Here is a 16837-nt window from a genome sequence, read left to right on the forward strand (position 1 = left end):
GTGTCGAAGGTTCGAATCCTTCATGGCTCACCATTTTATTACATGCGCGTGTGGCGGAATTGGCAGACGCACTAGACTTAGGATCTAGCGTCTTTGACGTGGGGGTTCAAGTCCCTCCACGCGCATCTTGTTTTTGCGGACGTGGCTCAGCGGTAGAGCATCGCCTTGCCAAGGCGAGGGTCGCGGGTTCGATTCCCGTCGTCCGCTCCATATTTGCGCCCTTAGCTCAGCTGGATAGAGCGTTTGACTACGAATCAAAAGGCCGGGAGTTCGAATCTCTCAGGGCGCGCCATTTTTAAAATTGTATGTCGGGATGTAGCTCAGCTTGGTAGAGCACCTGGTTTGGGACCAGGGGGTCGCATGTTCAAATCGTGTCATCCCGATACTAATTTGCGGGTGTAGTTCAATGGTAGAACTTCAGCCTTCCAAGCTGATAGCGTGGGTTCGATTCCCATCACCCGCTTACTGATTACCTAGAAGCCGAGAGGCTTCTTTTTATTTTGTCCACATTATAAACCTTCTCTGTGTGTAGGTTACTGCGGAAATCTCCTGTCATGCACAGTTGGGGATGACTTGTGCATATTGTACATAGGCTCCAGGTACTTTAACACCCAGATCCCGAATTCCCCCTCTAATGTATCCCTTTCTCCTGCAGTAAGGCTAATTTCCGTGATCAAATCCCTTCAATATAGGAATCCTATGATCGTTAACGATGCGGTTGCATGGTGATAACTCTAAGGCTGCTGTACGTAGTTGTACACAATGTATTCTATTTATGTGGGTATGCTGAGTATGGATGAAAAAATAGCTCTGAAATATTGAAACTTTGGTTGGTTTGTGTATATCTTTGTGGATAGAAGCTTATTGGGGTTCACTTTGTCAACAAATCATAAACATATGCACATAATGATGCGCGAATTTTTGTTTTGGAAATGACTCTGTTTATAACACCTGTGTATAAAGTTTCATGATTATCCAGACTATAAAAGTGATCTAGTTTATTAAATTTCATTTTTGTGCATAAAAAACCAAATTATTCTCAAAAAAAGTATTTTAAAAGGATGACTTTTTACTGTAAATTTTGCAGCTTTTCACGCGTTTTTATTGTATGATGTTAAGAAAGTGTCAATTTTCGTGTGTATACGTACCTTTGCAACAAAGCTGTATTTGGTGTGAACAGATCAGATGGGGGGAAAAGCATGACTGAGCTTACGTTAACCGCTAACAAAAACCAATCCAACAATCTGCTACGGCGGGACGTTCGTTTTCTGGGGAATATTCTTGGTGAGGTTTTGGTTCATCAGGGTGGCAACGAACTTTTGGATATCGTGGAAAAGATACGTGAGACAAGTAAATCGTTACGTGCCGGGTATCAGCCGGAGTTGTATGAGAATTTCAAACAAATCGTTAATGGACTGGATACGGACATTCGTCACCAGGTTATTCGCGCGTTTGCGATTTATTTTCAGTTAGTGAATATTGCCGAGCAAAATCATCGTATCCGCCGCAAACGGGACTATGAGCATTCTGCTGGTGAAGATGTTCAACGTGGTTCAATTGAAAATTCTGTTCAGGAGCTTAAACAGGGTGGATTTTCGGCTGAGGACGTTAGCAGTCTGCTGGAGGAGCTTTCTCTGGAGCTGGTTATGACTGCACATCCTACAGAAGCCACGCGACGGGTAATTTTGGACATTCACAAGCGCATTTCCGAGGACGTCATGCTGCTGGATAATCCTATGCTTACCTTGCGGGAGCGGGAACAGGTGCGGGAAAATCTGCTGAATGAAGTGATTACACTATGGCAGACAGACGAGCTTCGTGATCGCAAGCCAACTGTGTTAGATGAAGTTAGAAACGGGATGTATTATTTTCATGAGACTTTGTTTCATGTGCTGCCGGATGTATACCAAGAACTGGAACGATGTTTAGGCAAATATTATCCTGAGCAGAAATGGCATATTCCGACCTATTTGAGATTTGGCTCCTGGATCGGTGGGGATCGGGACGGCAACCCGTCTGTTACGGCTCATGTTACTTGGGAAACGTTACGTATGCAGCGTAAGCTGGCTTTGAGAGAATATCAGCACACGCTGAAAGAATTTATGGGTTACCTAAGCTTTAGCACTAGCATTATACGTGTCTCTGATAATTTGCTGGCTTCTATTGAGGAAGACCGGACCCATATTACGCTTAAAAAGATGGAAGTGTGGCATAACGAAAAAGAGCCTTACCGCATTAAGCTGGCCTACATGATAGCCAAGGTGAATAATATCCTGGATGAAAGCAAGCAGGGCACGAAGGAACGTTATAGCTCTGCTGAAGAGCTTATTGCGGATCTGAACGTTATTGACGACAGCTTGCGTCATCATTTTGCGGATTATGTGGCAGATACTTATATTCAGAAGATGATTCGTCAGGTAGAACTGTTCGGCTTCCATACGGCTACGCTGGATGTGCGTCAGCATAGCCAGGAGCATGAAAATGCAATGACTGAAATCCTCTCTAAAATGAATATTGTTGCGGATTATGGCAAGCTCCCTGAGGAAGAAAAAATAGACCTGCTGGAAAAGCTGCTGAACGAGCCACGTCCGATCACGTCACCGTATTTGAAATATAGCGACAGCACGCAGGAATGTCTTGATGTATATCGTACGATTTATCTAGCTCAGGAGGAATTCGGCAAGCAATCCATTACAAGCTACTTGATCAGTATGACACAGGGAGCAAGCGACTTGCTGGAAGTTATGGTTCTGTCTAAAGAAGTGGGTCTGTTCCGTATCGAGAAAGATGGCACAGTCGTATGTACACTGCAATCCGTTCCTCTGTTTGAAACGATAGATGATCTGCATGCTGCCCCTAGTATTATGAAGAGGCTGCTGAATTTGCCTGTATATCGCCAATCTGTGGCAGCAATGGATCAGCTTCAGGAGATCATGCTGGGATATTCAGATAGTAACAAGGACGGCGGTGTGGTGACGGCGAACTGGGAGCTTCGGGTTGCGATGAACAGCATTACGGAAGTGGTTAATGAGTTCGGCGTAAAAGTGAAGTTTTTCCACGGACGCGGGGGAGCGTTGGGACGCGGAGGAATGCCGCTTAATCGCAGCATTTTGGCCCAACCTCCTCATACGATCGGAGGCGGCATCAAGATTACGGAGCAGGGCGAGGTACTCTCATCCAGATACTCGCTCAAGGGCATCGCTTATCGAAGCCTGGAACAGGCAACGTCAGCTCTGATTACCGCAGTGGCATATAACCGTTCCGGTAAGAAGGAAGTGTTCGAGGAGAGCTGGGAAGAGATCATTGCCCGTATTTCCGAGGTATCGCTGGAGAAGTATCAGGATTTGATTTTCCGCGACCCTGATTTCTTCACCTTCTTCAAGGAATCAACACCATTGCCTGAGGTGGGCGAGCTGAATATCGGCTCTCGTCCGTCCAAGCGTAAGAACAGTGAACGTTTTGAGGACTTGCGCGCTATTCCATGGGTTTTTGCATGGACGCAAAGCCGTTACTTGCTGCCTGCTTGGTACGCGGCTGGAACTGGGCTGCAAAGCTTTTATCAGAACAATGAGGATAACCTCAAGGTGTTGCAAACAATGTTTAAGGAATCAGCTTTCTTCCGATCCCTTATTGATACACTGCAAATGGCGATTGCGAAGGCGGATTTACTGATTGCAGAGGAATATGCAGGGATGTCCGATAATGAAGAGGCTCGCCAGCGCATTTTCGGACAAATTTCAGCGGAATTCAAGCTGACGTCCGAGCTGATTTTGAAAATAACAGGACAATCGGAAATTTTGGACGATGTGCCGGTAATTCAGGAGTCCATTCGGTTGCGAAATCCTTATGTCGATCCGTTAAGCTACTTGCAGGTTCAGTTGCTTAGTGAGCTACGCGAACTGCGTGACCAGAACGGGGACGATACGGAGCTGCTGCGTGAGGTGCTGTTAACCATTAACGGAATCGCCGCAGGGCTGAGAAACACGGGCTGATACAGTTTGGCGCATGAATACAGACAATCGGGCGCTTATGGGTGCCCGATTGTGCTGTCTGCATGCATATGACGGAGCAGGAGTCCTATTGGGTCAACGCTACAGTTGATTTTCCAATAAAATTGAACTACGATGAATTATCATAACAATGTAATGAGCAACCCATCAGCAAGTCTGGGGGAGTATAGAGTGGATAATATGGAAAGCCGCTTGGTTAGGCTGGTGCAGAAAGGTGATCAGCGAGCTTTTGCGGAGTTAGTCGAGTTATATAAAGATCGGATTTTTCATCTTTCCTACCGGATGCTGGGGAATCGCCATGAGGCGGAGGATCTGGTGCAGGAAACTTTTTTGCGTGTATATCGTAATTTGGAGAAATATGATCATGGGCAGAAGTTCTCCACATGGATTTACCGGATTGCGACGAATCTGTGCATTGACCGTCTACGAAGGAGAAAGCCTACATACTCACTGGATGCTGAGATGAATGAGCAGGAAGGTGTGGATGGGTATGCTATGCTCGCCAGCCAAGAGCTTACACCTGAAGGGCGTACGCTTTTGTCCGAGACACAATCCTTAATTCATGATGCCATTGACAGCCTTCCAGACAAATACAGGACGATTATGGTTTTGCGTTACTTGCAGGAGCTTTCCTTGCAGGAAATTAGCGATGTGCTTAATCTTCCGGTTACTACCATTAAGACAAGGGTTCATAGAGGCCGGGATTTTCTACGCAAAAAATTGGAGCACAAGCTGTAAATCATGTGTTCAGGATTTGGAAAGTGCGCGGACAGATGTTTTTTTGTGAAACATATTGCTCGTTGTAGCGTATGTAAAGTGAGCAAAGTTTCTAAGCCGGAGCATGTTATGTAGAGAAACACGGAAGAATATTAGAAAGGATTGGCTCATATGGATTGCAAACAAGCCGTCTCTTTTATGCATGACTATCTGGATGGCGACCTGTCCGAGCAGGACAAACAGGAATTAGAGCATCACTTGTTCACCTGCCTGGAATGCCGCATGCGTTTTAAAGAGCTGGAGCGGACGGATGCGATGCTTTATGGTACACGGCATCAAGTACCGTGTGTATCGGATGAGCTGACACTTCGCATTATGAATGCTTTGCCACCGCATAGAAGAGCGCCAATGGTGCCTATGCTGACTTGGGTGAAAAGGCACCCGGCTGTTACGGCCGCTGCTTTCTTTCTTGTTATTATATGCTCAAGTATGGCAAGCTTTTCAACCACAGACCATCAATTGGTAGTCAAGGGAAGCCATCTGGATCAGGTTGTTATTCAAGGGGATACTGTAATTGTGCCTGAGGGTAAATCCATTGCTGGAGATTTGACTGTGCAAAATGGCAAGGCTCGGGTATATGGCGATGTGGAAGGCAATGTAACTGTAATTGACGGTTCTTACTATCAAGCGTCCACGGCACATATTGCAGGACAAGTCAAAAGTATTGATCAAACCTTGGACTGGATTTGGTATAAAGTTACTGATTTGTTCGGAGGTACGTTCTCTCCATAAAAGAAGCTTGAACTGGCAAGAATGATATCGAGCGCCTCTTTCGCTGGAAAAGGCGCTTTTTTTTGTATATGAAGCTGGCGATTTGTACTGTATTTTACTGATTTTAGTGGTTCTTTTGTCGTGCGGCTTGCAACGCGGGCCTTATCGTTATAACCTAGATAGAGAGAACATACTGTGTACATATATTTACACTCACTCACTACAGAAAATTGCGGGGGCATGCGCATGTTGGATTATTTCGCGGACCTGACTTGGAAAGAGTCCATTAAAGATATTATCGACATCCTGATCGTAACCTATATTATGTATCAGCTTATTTTACTTGTTCGCGGAACGCGTGCAGTTCAATTGCTAAAAGGAATTCTGTTCCTGGTGGTCATTTGGGCAGTTAGCACGTGGTTTGATCTGTATACGCTCAAGTGGCTGATGAACCAGATGTTTACCTTTGGTGTGGTAGCTATTTTCATTATTTTTCAGCCTGAATTGCGTCGTGCCCTGGAACAACTGGGGCGAGGCAAACTGTTTGGGCGTTCTTCTGCGGACAATGAGGAGATAAACAAGTTAATCGGGGAAATGATTAAGGCGCTGAATTATTTATCACGTAGAAAAATAGGGGCTTTGGTCGTATTTGAACGCGAAACAGGGCTAAACGAATACACGGAGTCCGGTATTAAGACACAGGCAGTGGTCAGTTCCGAGTTGCTGATCAATATTTTTATTCCAAATACGCCCCTGCATGATGGTGCGGTCATTATTCAAAATAATCAGATTGCTTCTGCGGCCTGCTACTTACCGCTGTCGGAAAATCCATTTATCAGCAAGGAGCTGGGAACTCGTCACCGGGCAGCGATTGGGGTAAGTGAGGTAACGGATGCCGTAACTGTGGTGGTATCAGAGGAGACAGGGCAAATTTCTTTGGCTATCAACGGGCAGGTCGTGCGCGATATTAAGGAAGAATCCTTAATATCCAAGCTGTATGAGGAGCTGCGGCCGACACCATCTTTGAAGGAAAAACGCGGCTCATTCTGGAATCGGAGGGGAGGCCGTGGAAATTCATGATGGACAAATGGATTAACAACAATACGATTTCTAAAATATTGGCACTCGCGGTTGCCGTCTTGCTGTGGGGATTGGTTCATCTGGACACAGGCACGCCTTCGTCCACGCTGACCGTTTCTTATGATAATAAAGTGATTGATAATGTAGGTATTCAGACCAGTGGTTTAGATGAGTCAAAATATGTATTATCTACAATGGATACTGACCATATAAAGATGGAGGTTAGAGGACAGCGCTCCGTGCTGACTTCTTTTTTCGCAGATAATTACCAGGCTCAATTGGATTTGAGTGGATTAGGAGCAGGTACTAAAACCTTACCACTTGTAGCGAATCTGCCGAATGGCTTGGAATTGGTGTCCATGACTCCTAATCGTGTTACGGTCACGATTGAGGAAAAGGCAACGAAATCATTTAATGTTTCTATTGTTTCCAAGGGTAAACCGAATACCGGCTTGCAGCTTGGAGTGCCTGTGGTTGCCCCCCAAACGGTGAAGGTCACCTTGCCTAAAAGCCAGTTGAGTACAGTGACTGCGGTGCAGGGGGCTGTGGATACGGAGGGAATCTCGGAGAAATTTGAGCAGAAGCGGGTGAAGCTGAAGGCTTACAACAAAAAGGGACAGGAACTTACAGAAGCGGTTATTGAGCCTTCCACAGTGTCTGTTGAAATCCCGGTAATCCAGCAAACGAAGTCCGTGCCTGTTAAAATTGTCTATTCCGGAGAGCTGCCGAACGGTTTGGCGCTTTCCAAAGTAAATGCAAATGTAAAAGAAGCGATCGTATACGCCTCGCAGGATGTTTTGAGCAGCCTTAGCTCCTATATTACGGCTACACTCGATCTGAGCCAATTAACGGAAGCAGGGACCCACACAGTTCAAGCTAATTTGGCAGCGCCCGCCGGTTCTGATAAAATCGAGCCTGGCTCGATACAAATTCAGGTGACAGTTGTGCCATCTAATCAGGTGACCGATGCGGAGCGAACATTGTCAGGCATTCCGATTGTAGTGCAGGGGGCAGCAGACGGGACGACTGCGACGATTACAACGCCTGCAGACAAGACGATGGATGTTACCGTGAAGGGGCCACAGGATATGATCAGCAATTTAACTAACGATGATATTAGTTTGGTTGCAGACGTAAGTGGTCTGGAGGCTGGTCAGCATGAGGTTGCTTTGAAGATAGGCTTGCCCAAATACATTACACAATCCGGAAACGCCAGCCAGCTAACGGTAACGGTGAACATTGAGAGCCATTCAACGCCGGCTGTAACAAATCCGGGCAGCGGGAATGAATCAACCCCCTCCGGCAGCGGTAATAAGGGGCAGGAGAGGCCACAGGAGGGCCAGAGCAGTCAAGGTGGCTCCTCTGATGCGAAACCCGGGGACAATGCGGCTGCGGAGGATAAAACAAATCCTCATAACGGCGCAGATTCTTCTGCCAATGGAACCCCGGAGAGCGGTCAGCCATAACTTGATTTATCTGTAGTAAATATTTAAGGTTCATTAGACAAAAAAGGGAGTCATTTTACATGGGGAAATATTTTGGTACAGATGGTGTACGAGGCATTGCTAATCAGGAACTTACAGCAGAACTGGCATATAGTATTGGCCGCTGCGGCGGATATGTTTTAGCAGGGAATGTAGAAAAACCAACAGTTGTTATCGGTATGGACACACGGGTATCCGGTCTGATGCTGGAATCGGCGCTTGTAGCCGGTTTGCTGTCTATCGGGGCTAATGTGGTTCGTCTGGGTATCGTTTCAACGCCGGGAGTCGCTTTTCTTACACGTCAATTGAAAGCGGACGCTGGTGTAATGATCTCGGCTTCCCACAATCCGGTGGAAGACAACGGCATTAAGTTTTTTGGCGGCGACGGGTTTAAACTGACAGATGAAACGGAACTGAGAATCGAAGAGCTGATGGATACGAAGGAGGATCAATTGCCTCGTCCAATTGGTGGCGGATTAGGTACGGTTGTTGTAGACGAGCATTCTCGCTACGATTATCTGGAGTTTTTGAAAACAACGATTAGCCATTCTTTTGAAGGGCTCAAAATCGTACTGGATTGTGCGAACGGAGCGGCTTATGAGCTGGCACCGAAGCTTTTTGCGGAATTGGGAGCCGAAGTATACACCATCGGTGCGGAGCCAAACGGGTTGAATATCAACGATCATTGCGGTTCAACCCATCCTGAAAAGCTGAAAGAGGAAGTACGCCGCTTGAAAGCTGACATTGGTCTGGCCTTTGACGGCGATGCAGACCGTCTGATCGCGATTGATGAGAACGGGGAAGAGGTAGACGGAGACTATATCCTTTGTATCTGTGGGGATGCGCTGAACCGCGCTGGAAAGCTCAAGGACAGCACTATTGTATCGACTGTGATGAGTAATATTGGTTTTTACAAAGCAACGGAAAAACTGGCGCTCAAGACTGCAAAAACTGCGGTTGGTGACCGGTATGTGATGGAAGAAATGCGCCGGGGCGGCTTTAATCTGGGCGGTGAGCAGTCTGGTCACGTTATTTTCCTCGATTACAATACGACGGGCGACGGCATGCTGACCGGGATTCAACTGGTGGATACCCTGAAAGCTTCCGGCAAAAAGATGAGTGAGCTGAAATCGCTCATGAAGCAGTATCCGCAAGTGCTAGTTAATGTGCGTGTACAGGACAAACGCAATTACGAGGGCAATCCTGCCATTGCAGAAGCGATTGAGCAGGTGGAACAGCAACTGGGTGATAATGGACGCGTATTGGTTCGTGCTTCCGGGACAGAATCGCTTATTCGTGTTATGGCTGAAGGGCCGGATAAGGATGAGCTGGAGCAATTTGTAGGACAGATTGTAGATGTTGTAAAAAAAGAATTAGTTTAAAATTTTGTAAACGTCGGTTGCCTGTTCAAAGTAAGCAGGCGACCGCGTTTGCAGATATTATTTTTAATTGAATACTTACCAGGACCTGAAAATATGAATAAAGTGTCATTGCCAAATAATGCTGAGCTGAATATAATATAGGGATGTTGTGACTCAGAAAGAGAAAGCGAGGGTTGTAAGGTAATGTAATACAAGCGCCAGAGCTTGATTTTGCGCGGGGGAACTTGTTGGTGAGGCAGATCATTCAATTTGGATGATGTTGCTCACAGATGGGTTCACGGCAAAGCGAGCTGACGAGGTGAAGGTGTTCGAAACATTCGGCGGGGACCTTCCGGTGAGGCATCGACCCGTAAATCGGCAGCGGAAAATAAGCAGGTAACTGTTTACACAACGCACCGATAGATGCTTTTATTTTATAACCTAAACTATAAGATTCATTTCATGAATGTGCGGCCATCATCATTGGCGTGCGCGGTTTGGGAATTTCGTTACATTCGTGAAGAGATGCCTGTAATTTTCTATAGTTATCATTGACAACTTCATAGATGAATGAACTTTATTCCGCAATCTACCGCACACGTTAGTCCTGTGATGAGTCGCCCTGTGAAATGATGATCGGGAGGATAACGAATATGTGTGGCATTGTAGGATATATTGGTGATCAGAATACGCAAGAGGTATTGATTGACGGATTGAAAAAGCTGGAGTACCGTGGTTATGACTCTGCGGGTATTGCCGTATTTACAGATTCAGGACTGCAAGTAGCCAAGGCTAAAGGTCGTTTGGCGAATCTGGAAGCGAAGCTGGATGGTGCGCCGCTGGTAGGCCATGCAGGTATCGGGCATACACGTTGGGCAACACATGGTAAGCCTTCAGATGAAAACTCCCATCCACATTTGGATGGGAGTCAAAAGTTCTCCGTGGTTCATAACGGGATTATCGAGAATTATCTGGAGCTTAAAGAACAGCTGATCAGCGAAGGTCATACCTTTATTTCCGAAACGGATACGGAAGTTATTTCCCATCTGGTTGCGCGTGAATATAAAGGAGATATCGTCAAAGCGGTACAAAAAGCAATTACCTTTATGCGTGGTGCCTTTGCACTGGGTGTGCTGACAGAGCACGAGCCTAATAAGCTGGTAGCTGTTCGTCAAGCTAGCCCGCTGGTTATTGGTGTGGGAGAAGGCGGGAACTTTATCGGTTCCGACATTCCGGCTATTCTGAAATATACACGCAATGTATTTATTTTGAACGATGGCGAAATGGCTGTTTTGACCAGTGATGCTGTCGAATTAATGACAATCGAAGGCCAATTTATTTCTCGGGAAATGATTCATGTCGAATGGGATGCTGTAACAGCGGAAAAAGGCGGCTATGAGCATTTCATGTTGAAAGAAATTTACGAACAGCCTAAGGCTTACCGTGACACGATGTTGGGCCGAATCGACAAAGAAACTAAAAAAGTTGTTCTTCCTGAGCTGAAGCTGACAGAAGAACAAATTAAAAATATCCGTAACATTCAAATCGTTGCTTGTGGTACAGCCTACAATGCTGGTTTGATTGGTCGTACGGTTATTGAAAGCCTGGCTCGTATTCCGGTGGAAAACGACGTAGCTTCCGAATATCGTTATCGTTCGCCAATCGTAACGCCAGAGACATTGGTGATCGTGGTGAGTCAATCCGGTGAAACTGCCGATACGTTGGCAGCACTGCGTGAAGCACAAGCAAACGGCGCTCATGTACTGGCGATTACAAACGTAGTCGGCAGCTCTATTGCCCGTGATGCAGATGATGTGTTGGTTACACTGGCAGGACCGGAAATTGCCGTAGCTTCCACTAAAGCATATTCTTCGCAGTTGATTGCGTTTTATTTGTTTGGTCTGTATCTGGCTCAAGTACGTGGCACACAAACGGATGAACAAGTAGCTCATGTGTTGGCTGCTATGGAATCACTGCCAGAGCAAGTAGAAGAAATGCTGGGCAAAGCAGACGCGATTAAAGCATACGCTGAGCAAATTGCCAGCCACAAGCACCTGTTCTTTATTGGTCGCGGTCAAGACTATGCTGTAGTACAGGAAGGTTCCCTGAAACTCAAGGAAATCTCCTACATTCATTCCGAGGCTTATGCGGCGGGTGAACTGAAGCATGGTACACTGGCATTGATCGAAGACGGTATTCCGGTTATCGCTTTGGTAACACAGGAATCCGTGTTGGAGAAAACCGTGAGCAATATCAAGGAAGTGAAAGCGCGTGGCGCAGATGTTCTTGCGATTACGTACGAAGAGCACGCTGTTGAGTTGTTGAAGTCCGTGGATCAGGTATTTGCAATTCCGAAGACACTTCCAATCCTGTCTGCTGCGATTTCGGTTGTATCTCTCCAACTGTTGGCTTATTACGCTTCCCTTGCACTGGGTCATGATGTTGACAAACCACGTAACCTGGCGAAAAGTGTTACCGTAGAATAAGCAAGCTTTAGTAAAATTCTAAATGTTGTTCAGAAACATTAATGTTGGTAACTGAACATTAATGTTGGTAACTAGGTCATAATGTTGGTAACTACGATTTAATGTTGGTAACTCAAGATTATTAAAAACTTCAAATGGAAATAGTTACGGTCAGCAATACATTTGGACGGTAACGGTATCGCTTCTAGCCACGCGGCACAAGAAGAGCAAGGTGTACGAAAGGTACATCCCTCTTTTTGTGCCGCTTTTTTTTGTTCTATATTAAATTTTTATTGCCCATACTAATGTTATCAATACTTTAGGAGGAAAATCGGATGATCAAAAAAGGACAACCACAATGGAAAATAGAAAAAAAGCGATTAAAAGAAGGACGCGGACAGGGCCATTTTGCCGATTATCAACCTTATATAAAAACTTATGATTTTTCATCAGAGGGTGTGCGGACACGTTCTTTAGGGTGGAGTTCAGGAAGGCATCATCATTTTATGTCGCGTGATGAGTATAACTATTTTCTTACTTTGGAATTTTCTGATCGTATCGTAGATATTCGCGAACAGTATCCCCTTCTACCTAAAGAGAGAACTATAGAAATCGCAAAGGAATTAAATGTTCCTCATCCAAGCGATGATAATGGAGATCCGGTTGTAATGACTACAGATTTTAATATAACAACTCTAGGAGAGCAGCATCCAGAAGATTTGCAAGATAAAATTCGTACTCTTAAGCCGACAATTGAATTAACACAAAGTACATGCAGAAATTTGAAATTGAACGCCGTTTTTTCGAAGAGAAAGGAATAGATTGGGGAATAGTGATAGACGAGCAACAACCTGCCAACTTAATTTTTAATTTGGACTGGATCTATGATAGTTACTATTTAAGTGCGAAACAAGGCCTGAATCCAGATAACGTAAGCTATGTTACACCCTATATTTTTGATGCAATAAACTCGAGTGAAGAATCGTTTATAAATATTTGTCTTTCGCTTGATAAAGATTTCGGTTATAAACCTGGTTCTTGTTTATTTATCGTAAAACATATGCTAACAAATAAAATATGGTCGACAGATATGTACAAAGATAAGCTTATAAACCAAACCAACATTCAATTGCAAATTGTTGAGTAGAAAAGGAGGGGGAATCATTGTTCAATATCCTAGCGGATACAGTTTTAGAATGGCTAGATGAATCGGATATGACAGTATCAATTGGAAGAGTTTTATGGATATCACCCGAAGCTACTGATAGGGAGATAGTAATAATGGATATCACAGAAGAAAAAAATTTTTCGTTCCCATATTGGAAAAAACTTAGTGAAATTGAAGAAGAATTTGAAGGAGGCTGTCTCCGAAAGATAGAGTTTTTGCCAGACCCTAAATTTATGGATGAAAACTTCATAAGACAATATAGCTCTAAACGTGATATGAGATGGAACACGATTCAGGAAATTGCTTTATTAGAACCAGATATATACATTCCTAAAAAAAGGGGCCCTCTAATTGAGCAACTATACACAGATAAAAAAAAGAAGAAAAAGGTGATTTACGAATTATTGAAAGAATTTTGGTTTCATGGGAAAGCAATAAATGGTCTGCTTCCGGACTATAAAAAGTCTGGTGCACGTGGGAAAAAACGAGATTACAAAAAAAAACCAGGAACTCGCCCTGAAGAAGCAAAATACGATAAGAGGTTAACCGGTCTTGTTATTACTGAGGATATAAAAAAAGTTTTCCGGAAATACATTAAGAAATATTTTAACGAAAAGAATCTGGATTTTAAATCAGTTTGGCATGAAATGTTGGATAATCATTTTACCTCTGGATATTCTCGAGAGTATGGGGTTAAAGTACCTATTCCTCTTCCACCCGAACAGCGGCCGACTTTACGTCAGTTTGGCTACTTTTTAAATAAAGAATACTCCTTTAGACAGAAGAAAATCGGAAGGAAAGGAAAGCGGAAATATCAGAAGGATCATCGGCATATGGACGGAGATGAACGACAAAGAGCGTGGGGACCTGGTACTGTATATGAGGTTGATTCTACCCCTTGTGATGTTTACATTGTGCACTCAGTGAATCGCGAACAGGTTATCGGCACCCCTATTCTTTATATAATTGCTGACGCATTCAGTTCAGTAATTACAGGGTTCTATGGTTGGCTAAAATCAGCCTCCTATATGGGAGCAGCAATGGGCTTTGAGAATGCAACAACTAATAAAGTAGATTTTTGTAAAGAGTTTGGAATTACTATTTCAGAGGAGGATTGGCCAAGCCAAGGTCTCCCCAGAATACTTACTGCTGACGGTGGAGAACTCTCAGGCTATAACGCTGAAAATATGGTAGCGCTCGACACAAGTGTGGAAATTCTTCCTTCGTATAGACCTGAACTAAAAGGGATTATTGAACGATTTATGAGTACGATGAACAGGGAAGTGAGAAAATATTTCCCAGGGGGACGTGTGAAGCAGGTCCGTGAGCGTGGCGATAAGGATTATCGTGTAGAGGCTGTTGCAACATTAGAATCTTTTTTCAAGTTTATAATTCAATGTATTTTAGAGCATAACAATAGCATTGTGAGTGAGGAGTTCGTAGTCGATCCATTGATGTATCAAGCTGGCATAGAACTGACTCCCAATCAAATCTGGAAATGGGGAGTTGCAAATCGTACTTCTGCTTTGCATGATAAACCGAGAGATTTGATTCGAATGAATCTGTTACCAAGAGATACTGCAACGATCACTCAGCATGGAATTAAATATGGAAAATTGAGATACACCTGTAAGCAGGGGAGTGACGAGGGATGGTTTGAAGAGGGATATTTGGACGACTCAAAAACAGTGCATATTTCATTCGATCCTCGAATTTGTGGTGGTATCTATGTAAGGCGTCAAAATGGTGAATTTATTTTTTGCCATCTGACAAGAAAGTATGAAAAGTATAAGCACTTTTCCTTTGATGAAGTGAAAAAGATTTTAGATATGCCAGTAGACCAAAAGAAGGAATACAAAGAGGAACAGCATCAATTACAAACTAAATCAAGAGCTATTAAAAAAAGTATCGTAGCAGAAGAAATAGCTGAGACAAATGCGATGCTCCCAATGGGAGTAAGTAAAAGTAACCGAGTTAAAAACATGTCGGCATCGAACCAAGATGAACGTAACAATTGGGCAAAAGAACATTCCTGGTTAGCTGAAGATATTAAAGGAGCTTATATTGATAGCTCAGAAGAGAGTGGAGTAGAAAATTCTCTGGTGAATTCTTCACAAGAAACAGATGAAGACGCCATGAACGAGTTTTTAGACTTTACACAAAAAAAGTGGGGTGACATGAAATGACAGAACAAATTACAGGAGCATTTTTGAGAGGATATGCATGTATGGCAGAATACAGAGATGACGAAGTAATTGAAGAGTACAAAAACAACCCGCTTATCGAAGCATTTCCAAAGCGAATTGATAAATCTGAATTATTGGAAAGGATCTTCAGAACACCGTACTATAACAACAATCATCGAAAGCTTGATCTTGAGGATAGACTCGAGTTAATTGATCAAATTTATGATGAGTTTATGCAGCCATTGCCTTCACATATTGATCTGCACCGAGCTATCTATTCGATGATACGACGCGGCTACAAAGGGAGAAATCCCTTGAGCCCATCCTATACAAGGCAGCTCGCTATTGGTCATGAAAAGATTTGGAAAGCTGGAATTGATAGTGAAGGGCGTAATTTAGCAGGTATCTCACCTACCTCATCCACATTTTCGCTTGTAGGACTTAGTGGAATGGGGAAAACGAGATCTGTTGAAAACATACTTTTACAATACCCACAAGTAATTAGACACGAAACATATAAAAGCGAACCGTTTATTAGAACGCAACTTGTCTGGCTTAAGATAGAATGTCCATCAAGTAAATCCCTTAAGTCACTTTGTAACAACTTTTATATGGCTATTGATCGTATTTTAGGTACTAATTATTATGCTCAGTACTCTCGTTCAAGAGAAGATACGTTTGATAAACTAGCTGCTACAATGTCTCATGTAGCTTCTTTAGTTAATTTGGGTTTATTGGTGATTGATGAGATTCAGCGGGTAAATAAAGGGACGTCAGGCGGTGAGAACCGGATGATCGAATTTATCGCTGAGCTGACTAACACTTTCGGTGTACCCATCATTATTGTGGGCACGTTTAAAGCGATGTATTTATATAAGAAATCTTTAGCAAATATTAGAAGAGCAATCCCAGTAACCTATATGGAACATATCATTGACCGCATGGACAATAAGCAACAATGGAATTTATTTTTAGGTAGTTTATGGAATCTCCAATACACTAAAACTGATACGAAGTTAACTAAGGAACTTAGCGATACAATGTATTTTGAAACACAAGGAGTACTAGATATTACCGTAAAGCTATATATGCATATCCAGTCACATGCGATTATAAAAGGAGGGGATGAACGAATTACACCAGCAATGATTCGGGAAGTAGCACGGAAAAGCCTTCAACTCCTTCAACCTTTGTTTGATAAGTTTCGCCGAGGCGATACCAGTGCAACTGAAGAAGAGTTTGAAGATATAAAGCCAAAATGGCTTGAACTAAATGATTATTTAAAACAGGCGGACCATCGTGTTGAAGTAACCGGTGTTCTATCTAATGAACACAAGAGGACTATCCAACAAAAAGATGAACAAAAAATCATCAAGAAACTTTTTGATCACGCTGTACAAAATGGCTTAGAACCATTGAAGGCTGAACAGGCTACAAATTCTGTTTACCAAGCGAGTCAAGGGATGGGGGACCTAAACGTTTTGATGGAAACATTGAACAAGCAGGTGGATGAATCTAAAGCAGTAGTTGAACAAAAAAAAATATTTCAAGTCTACCGAAGCAGAGAGCCACAAAAAAGATAAAACCTATGCTAC

11 protein-coding genes and 5 tRNA genes are annotated in these 16837 nt (G+C 43.6%); all 16 read left to right on the plus strand.

All coding sequences use genetic code 11. The features are described 5' to 3' along the window. The first annotated feature begins 44 nt into the window (after positions 1 to 44). Positions 45 to 125 (plus strand) — tRNA-Leu (locus tag L696_RS0116740). 10 nt (positions 126 to 135) lie between these two features. Further along, positions 136 to 210, plus strand: a tRNA-Gly gene (locus L696_RS0116745). 5 nt (positions 211 to 215) lie between these two features. Continuing rightward, positions 216 to 292, plus strand: a tRNA-Arg gene (locus L696_RS0116750). Between the two features lie 17 nt (positions 293 to 309). Beyond that, positions 310 to 383 (plus strand) — tRNA-Pro (locus L696_RS0116755). Positions 384 to 392: 9 nt separating this feature from the next. After that, a tRNA-Gly gene (locus L696_RS0116760) sits at positions 393 to 463 on the plus strand. Positions 464 to 1199: 736 nt separating this feature from the next. Further along, positions 1200 to 3992 carry a phosphoenolpyruvate carboxylase gene (ppc, locus tag L696_RS0116765; RefSeq protein WP_025684675.1) on the plus strand — a complete coding sequence of 931 codons (2793 nt, stop codon included), beginning with the start codon at positions 1200 to 1202 and terminating at the stop codon, positions 3990 to 3992. Positions 3993 to 4181: 189 nt separating this feature from the next. Further along, positions 4182 to 4748 (plus strand): RNA polymerase sigma factor SigW, encoded by a 567-nt coding sequence (gene sigW, locus L696_RS0116770; protein ID WP_025684676.1) that lies wholly within the window; start codon positions 4182 to 4184, stop codon positions 4746 to 4748. 150 nt (positions 4749 to 4898) lie between these two features. Further along, entirely contained in the window at positions 4899 to 5519 is a 621-nt protein-coding gene (locus L696_RS0116775; protein ID WP_025684677.1) for an anti-sigma factor, read from the plus strand. Positions 5520 to 5744: 225 nt separating this feature from the next. After that, complete coding sequence (gene cdaA / locus L696_RS0116780; protein WP_025684678.1) at positions 5745 to 6578, plus strand: diadenylate cyclase CdaA; 834 nt, start codon at positions 5745 to 5747, stop codon at positions 6576 to 6578. Then, positions 6575 to 8044 (plus strand): CdaR family protein, encoded by a 1470-nt coding sequence (locus L696_RS0116785; protein ID WP_025684679.1) that lies wholly within the window; start codon positions 6575 to 6577, stop codon positions 8042 to 8044. Before cdaA ends, L696_RS0116785 begins: the two co-directional genes overlap by 4 nt. A 59-nt stretch (positions 8045 to 8103) precedes the next feature. Continuing rightward, positions 8104 to 9444: a phosphoglucosamine mutase gene (gene glmM / locus L696_RS0116790; RefSeq protein WP_025684680.1), complete on the plus strand. Its 1341-nt coding sequence runs from the start codon at positions 8104 to 8106 to the stop codon at positions 9442 to 9444. A gap of 632 nt (positions 9445 to 10076) precedes the next feature. Then, positions 10077 to 11909: a glutamine--fructose-6-phosphate transaminase (isomerizing) gene (gene glmS / locus L696_RS0116795; RefSeq protein ID WP_025684681.1), complete on the plus strand. Its 1833-nt coding sequence runs from the start codon at positions 10077 to 10079 to the stop codon at positions 11907 to 11909. A 314-nt stretch (positions 11910 to 12223) separates the two neighbouring features. Next, positions 12224 to 12709, plus strand: a complete 486-nt coding sequence (locus tag L696_RS32005) for a PDDEXK family nuclease (protein WP_245233377.1) — start codon at positions 12224 to 12226, stop codon at positions 12707 to 12709. After that, positions 12661 to 13035 (plus strand): TnsA endonuclease C-terminal domain-containing protein, encoded by a 375-nt coding sequence (locus L696_RS32010; RefSeq protein ID WP_245233378.1) that lies wholly within the window; start codon positions 12661 to 12663, stop codon positions 13033 to 13035. Before L696_RS32005 ends, L696_RS32010 begins: the two co-directional genes overlap by 49 nt. Positions 13036 to 13052: 17 nt before the next feature. Continuing rightward, positions 13053 to 15242 (plus strand): Mu transposase C-terminal domain-containing protein, encoded by a 2190-nt coding sequence (locus L696_RS0116805; RefSeq protein WP_025684682.1) that lies wholly within the window; start codon positions 13053 to 13055, stop codon positions 15240 to 15242. After that, positions 15239 to 16825, plus strand: a complete 1587-nt coding sequence (locus L696_RS0116810; RefSeq protein WP_025684683.1) for an ATP-binding protein — start codon at positions 15239 to 15241, stop codon at positions 16823 to 16825. Before L696_RS0116805 ends, L696_RS0116810 begins: the two co-directional genes overlap by 4 nt. Positions 16826 to 16837 lie beyond the last annotated feature (12 nt).

It is taken from the genome of Paenibacillus maysiensis, assembly GCF_000520815.1.
Classification (GTDB): Bacteria; Bacillota; Bacilli; order Paenibacillales; family Paenibacillaceae; genus Paenibacillus; species Paenibacillus maysiensis.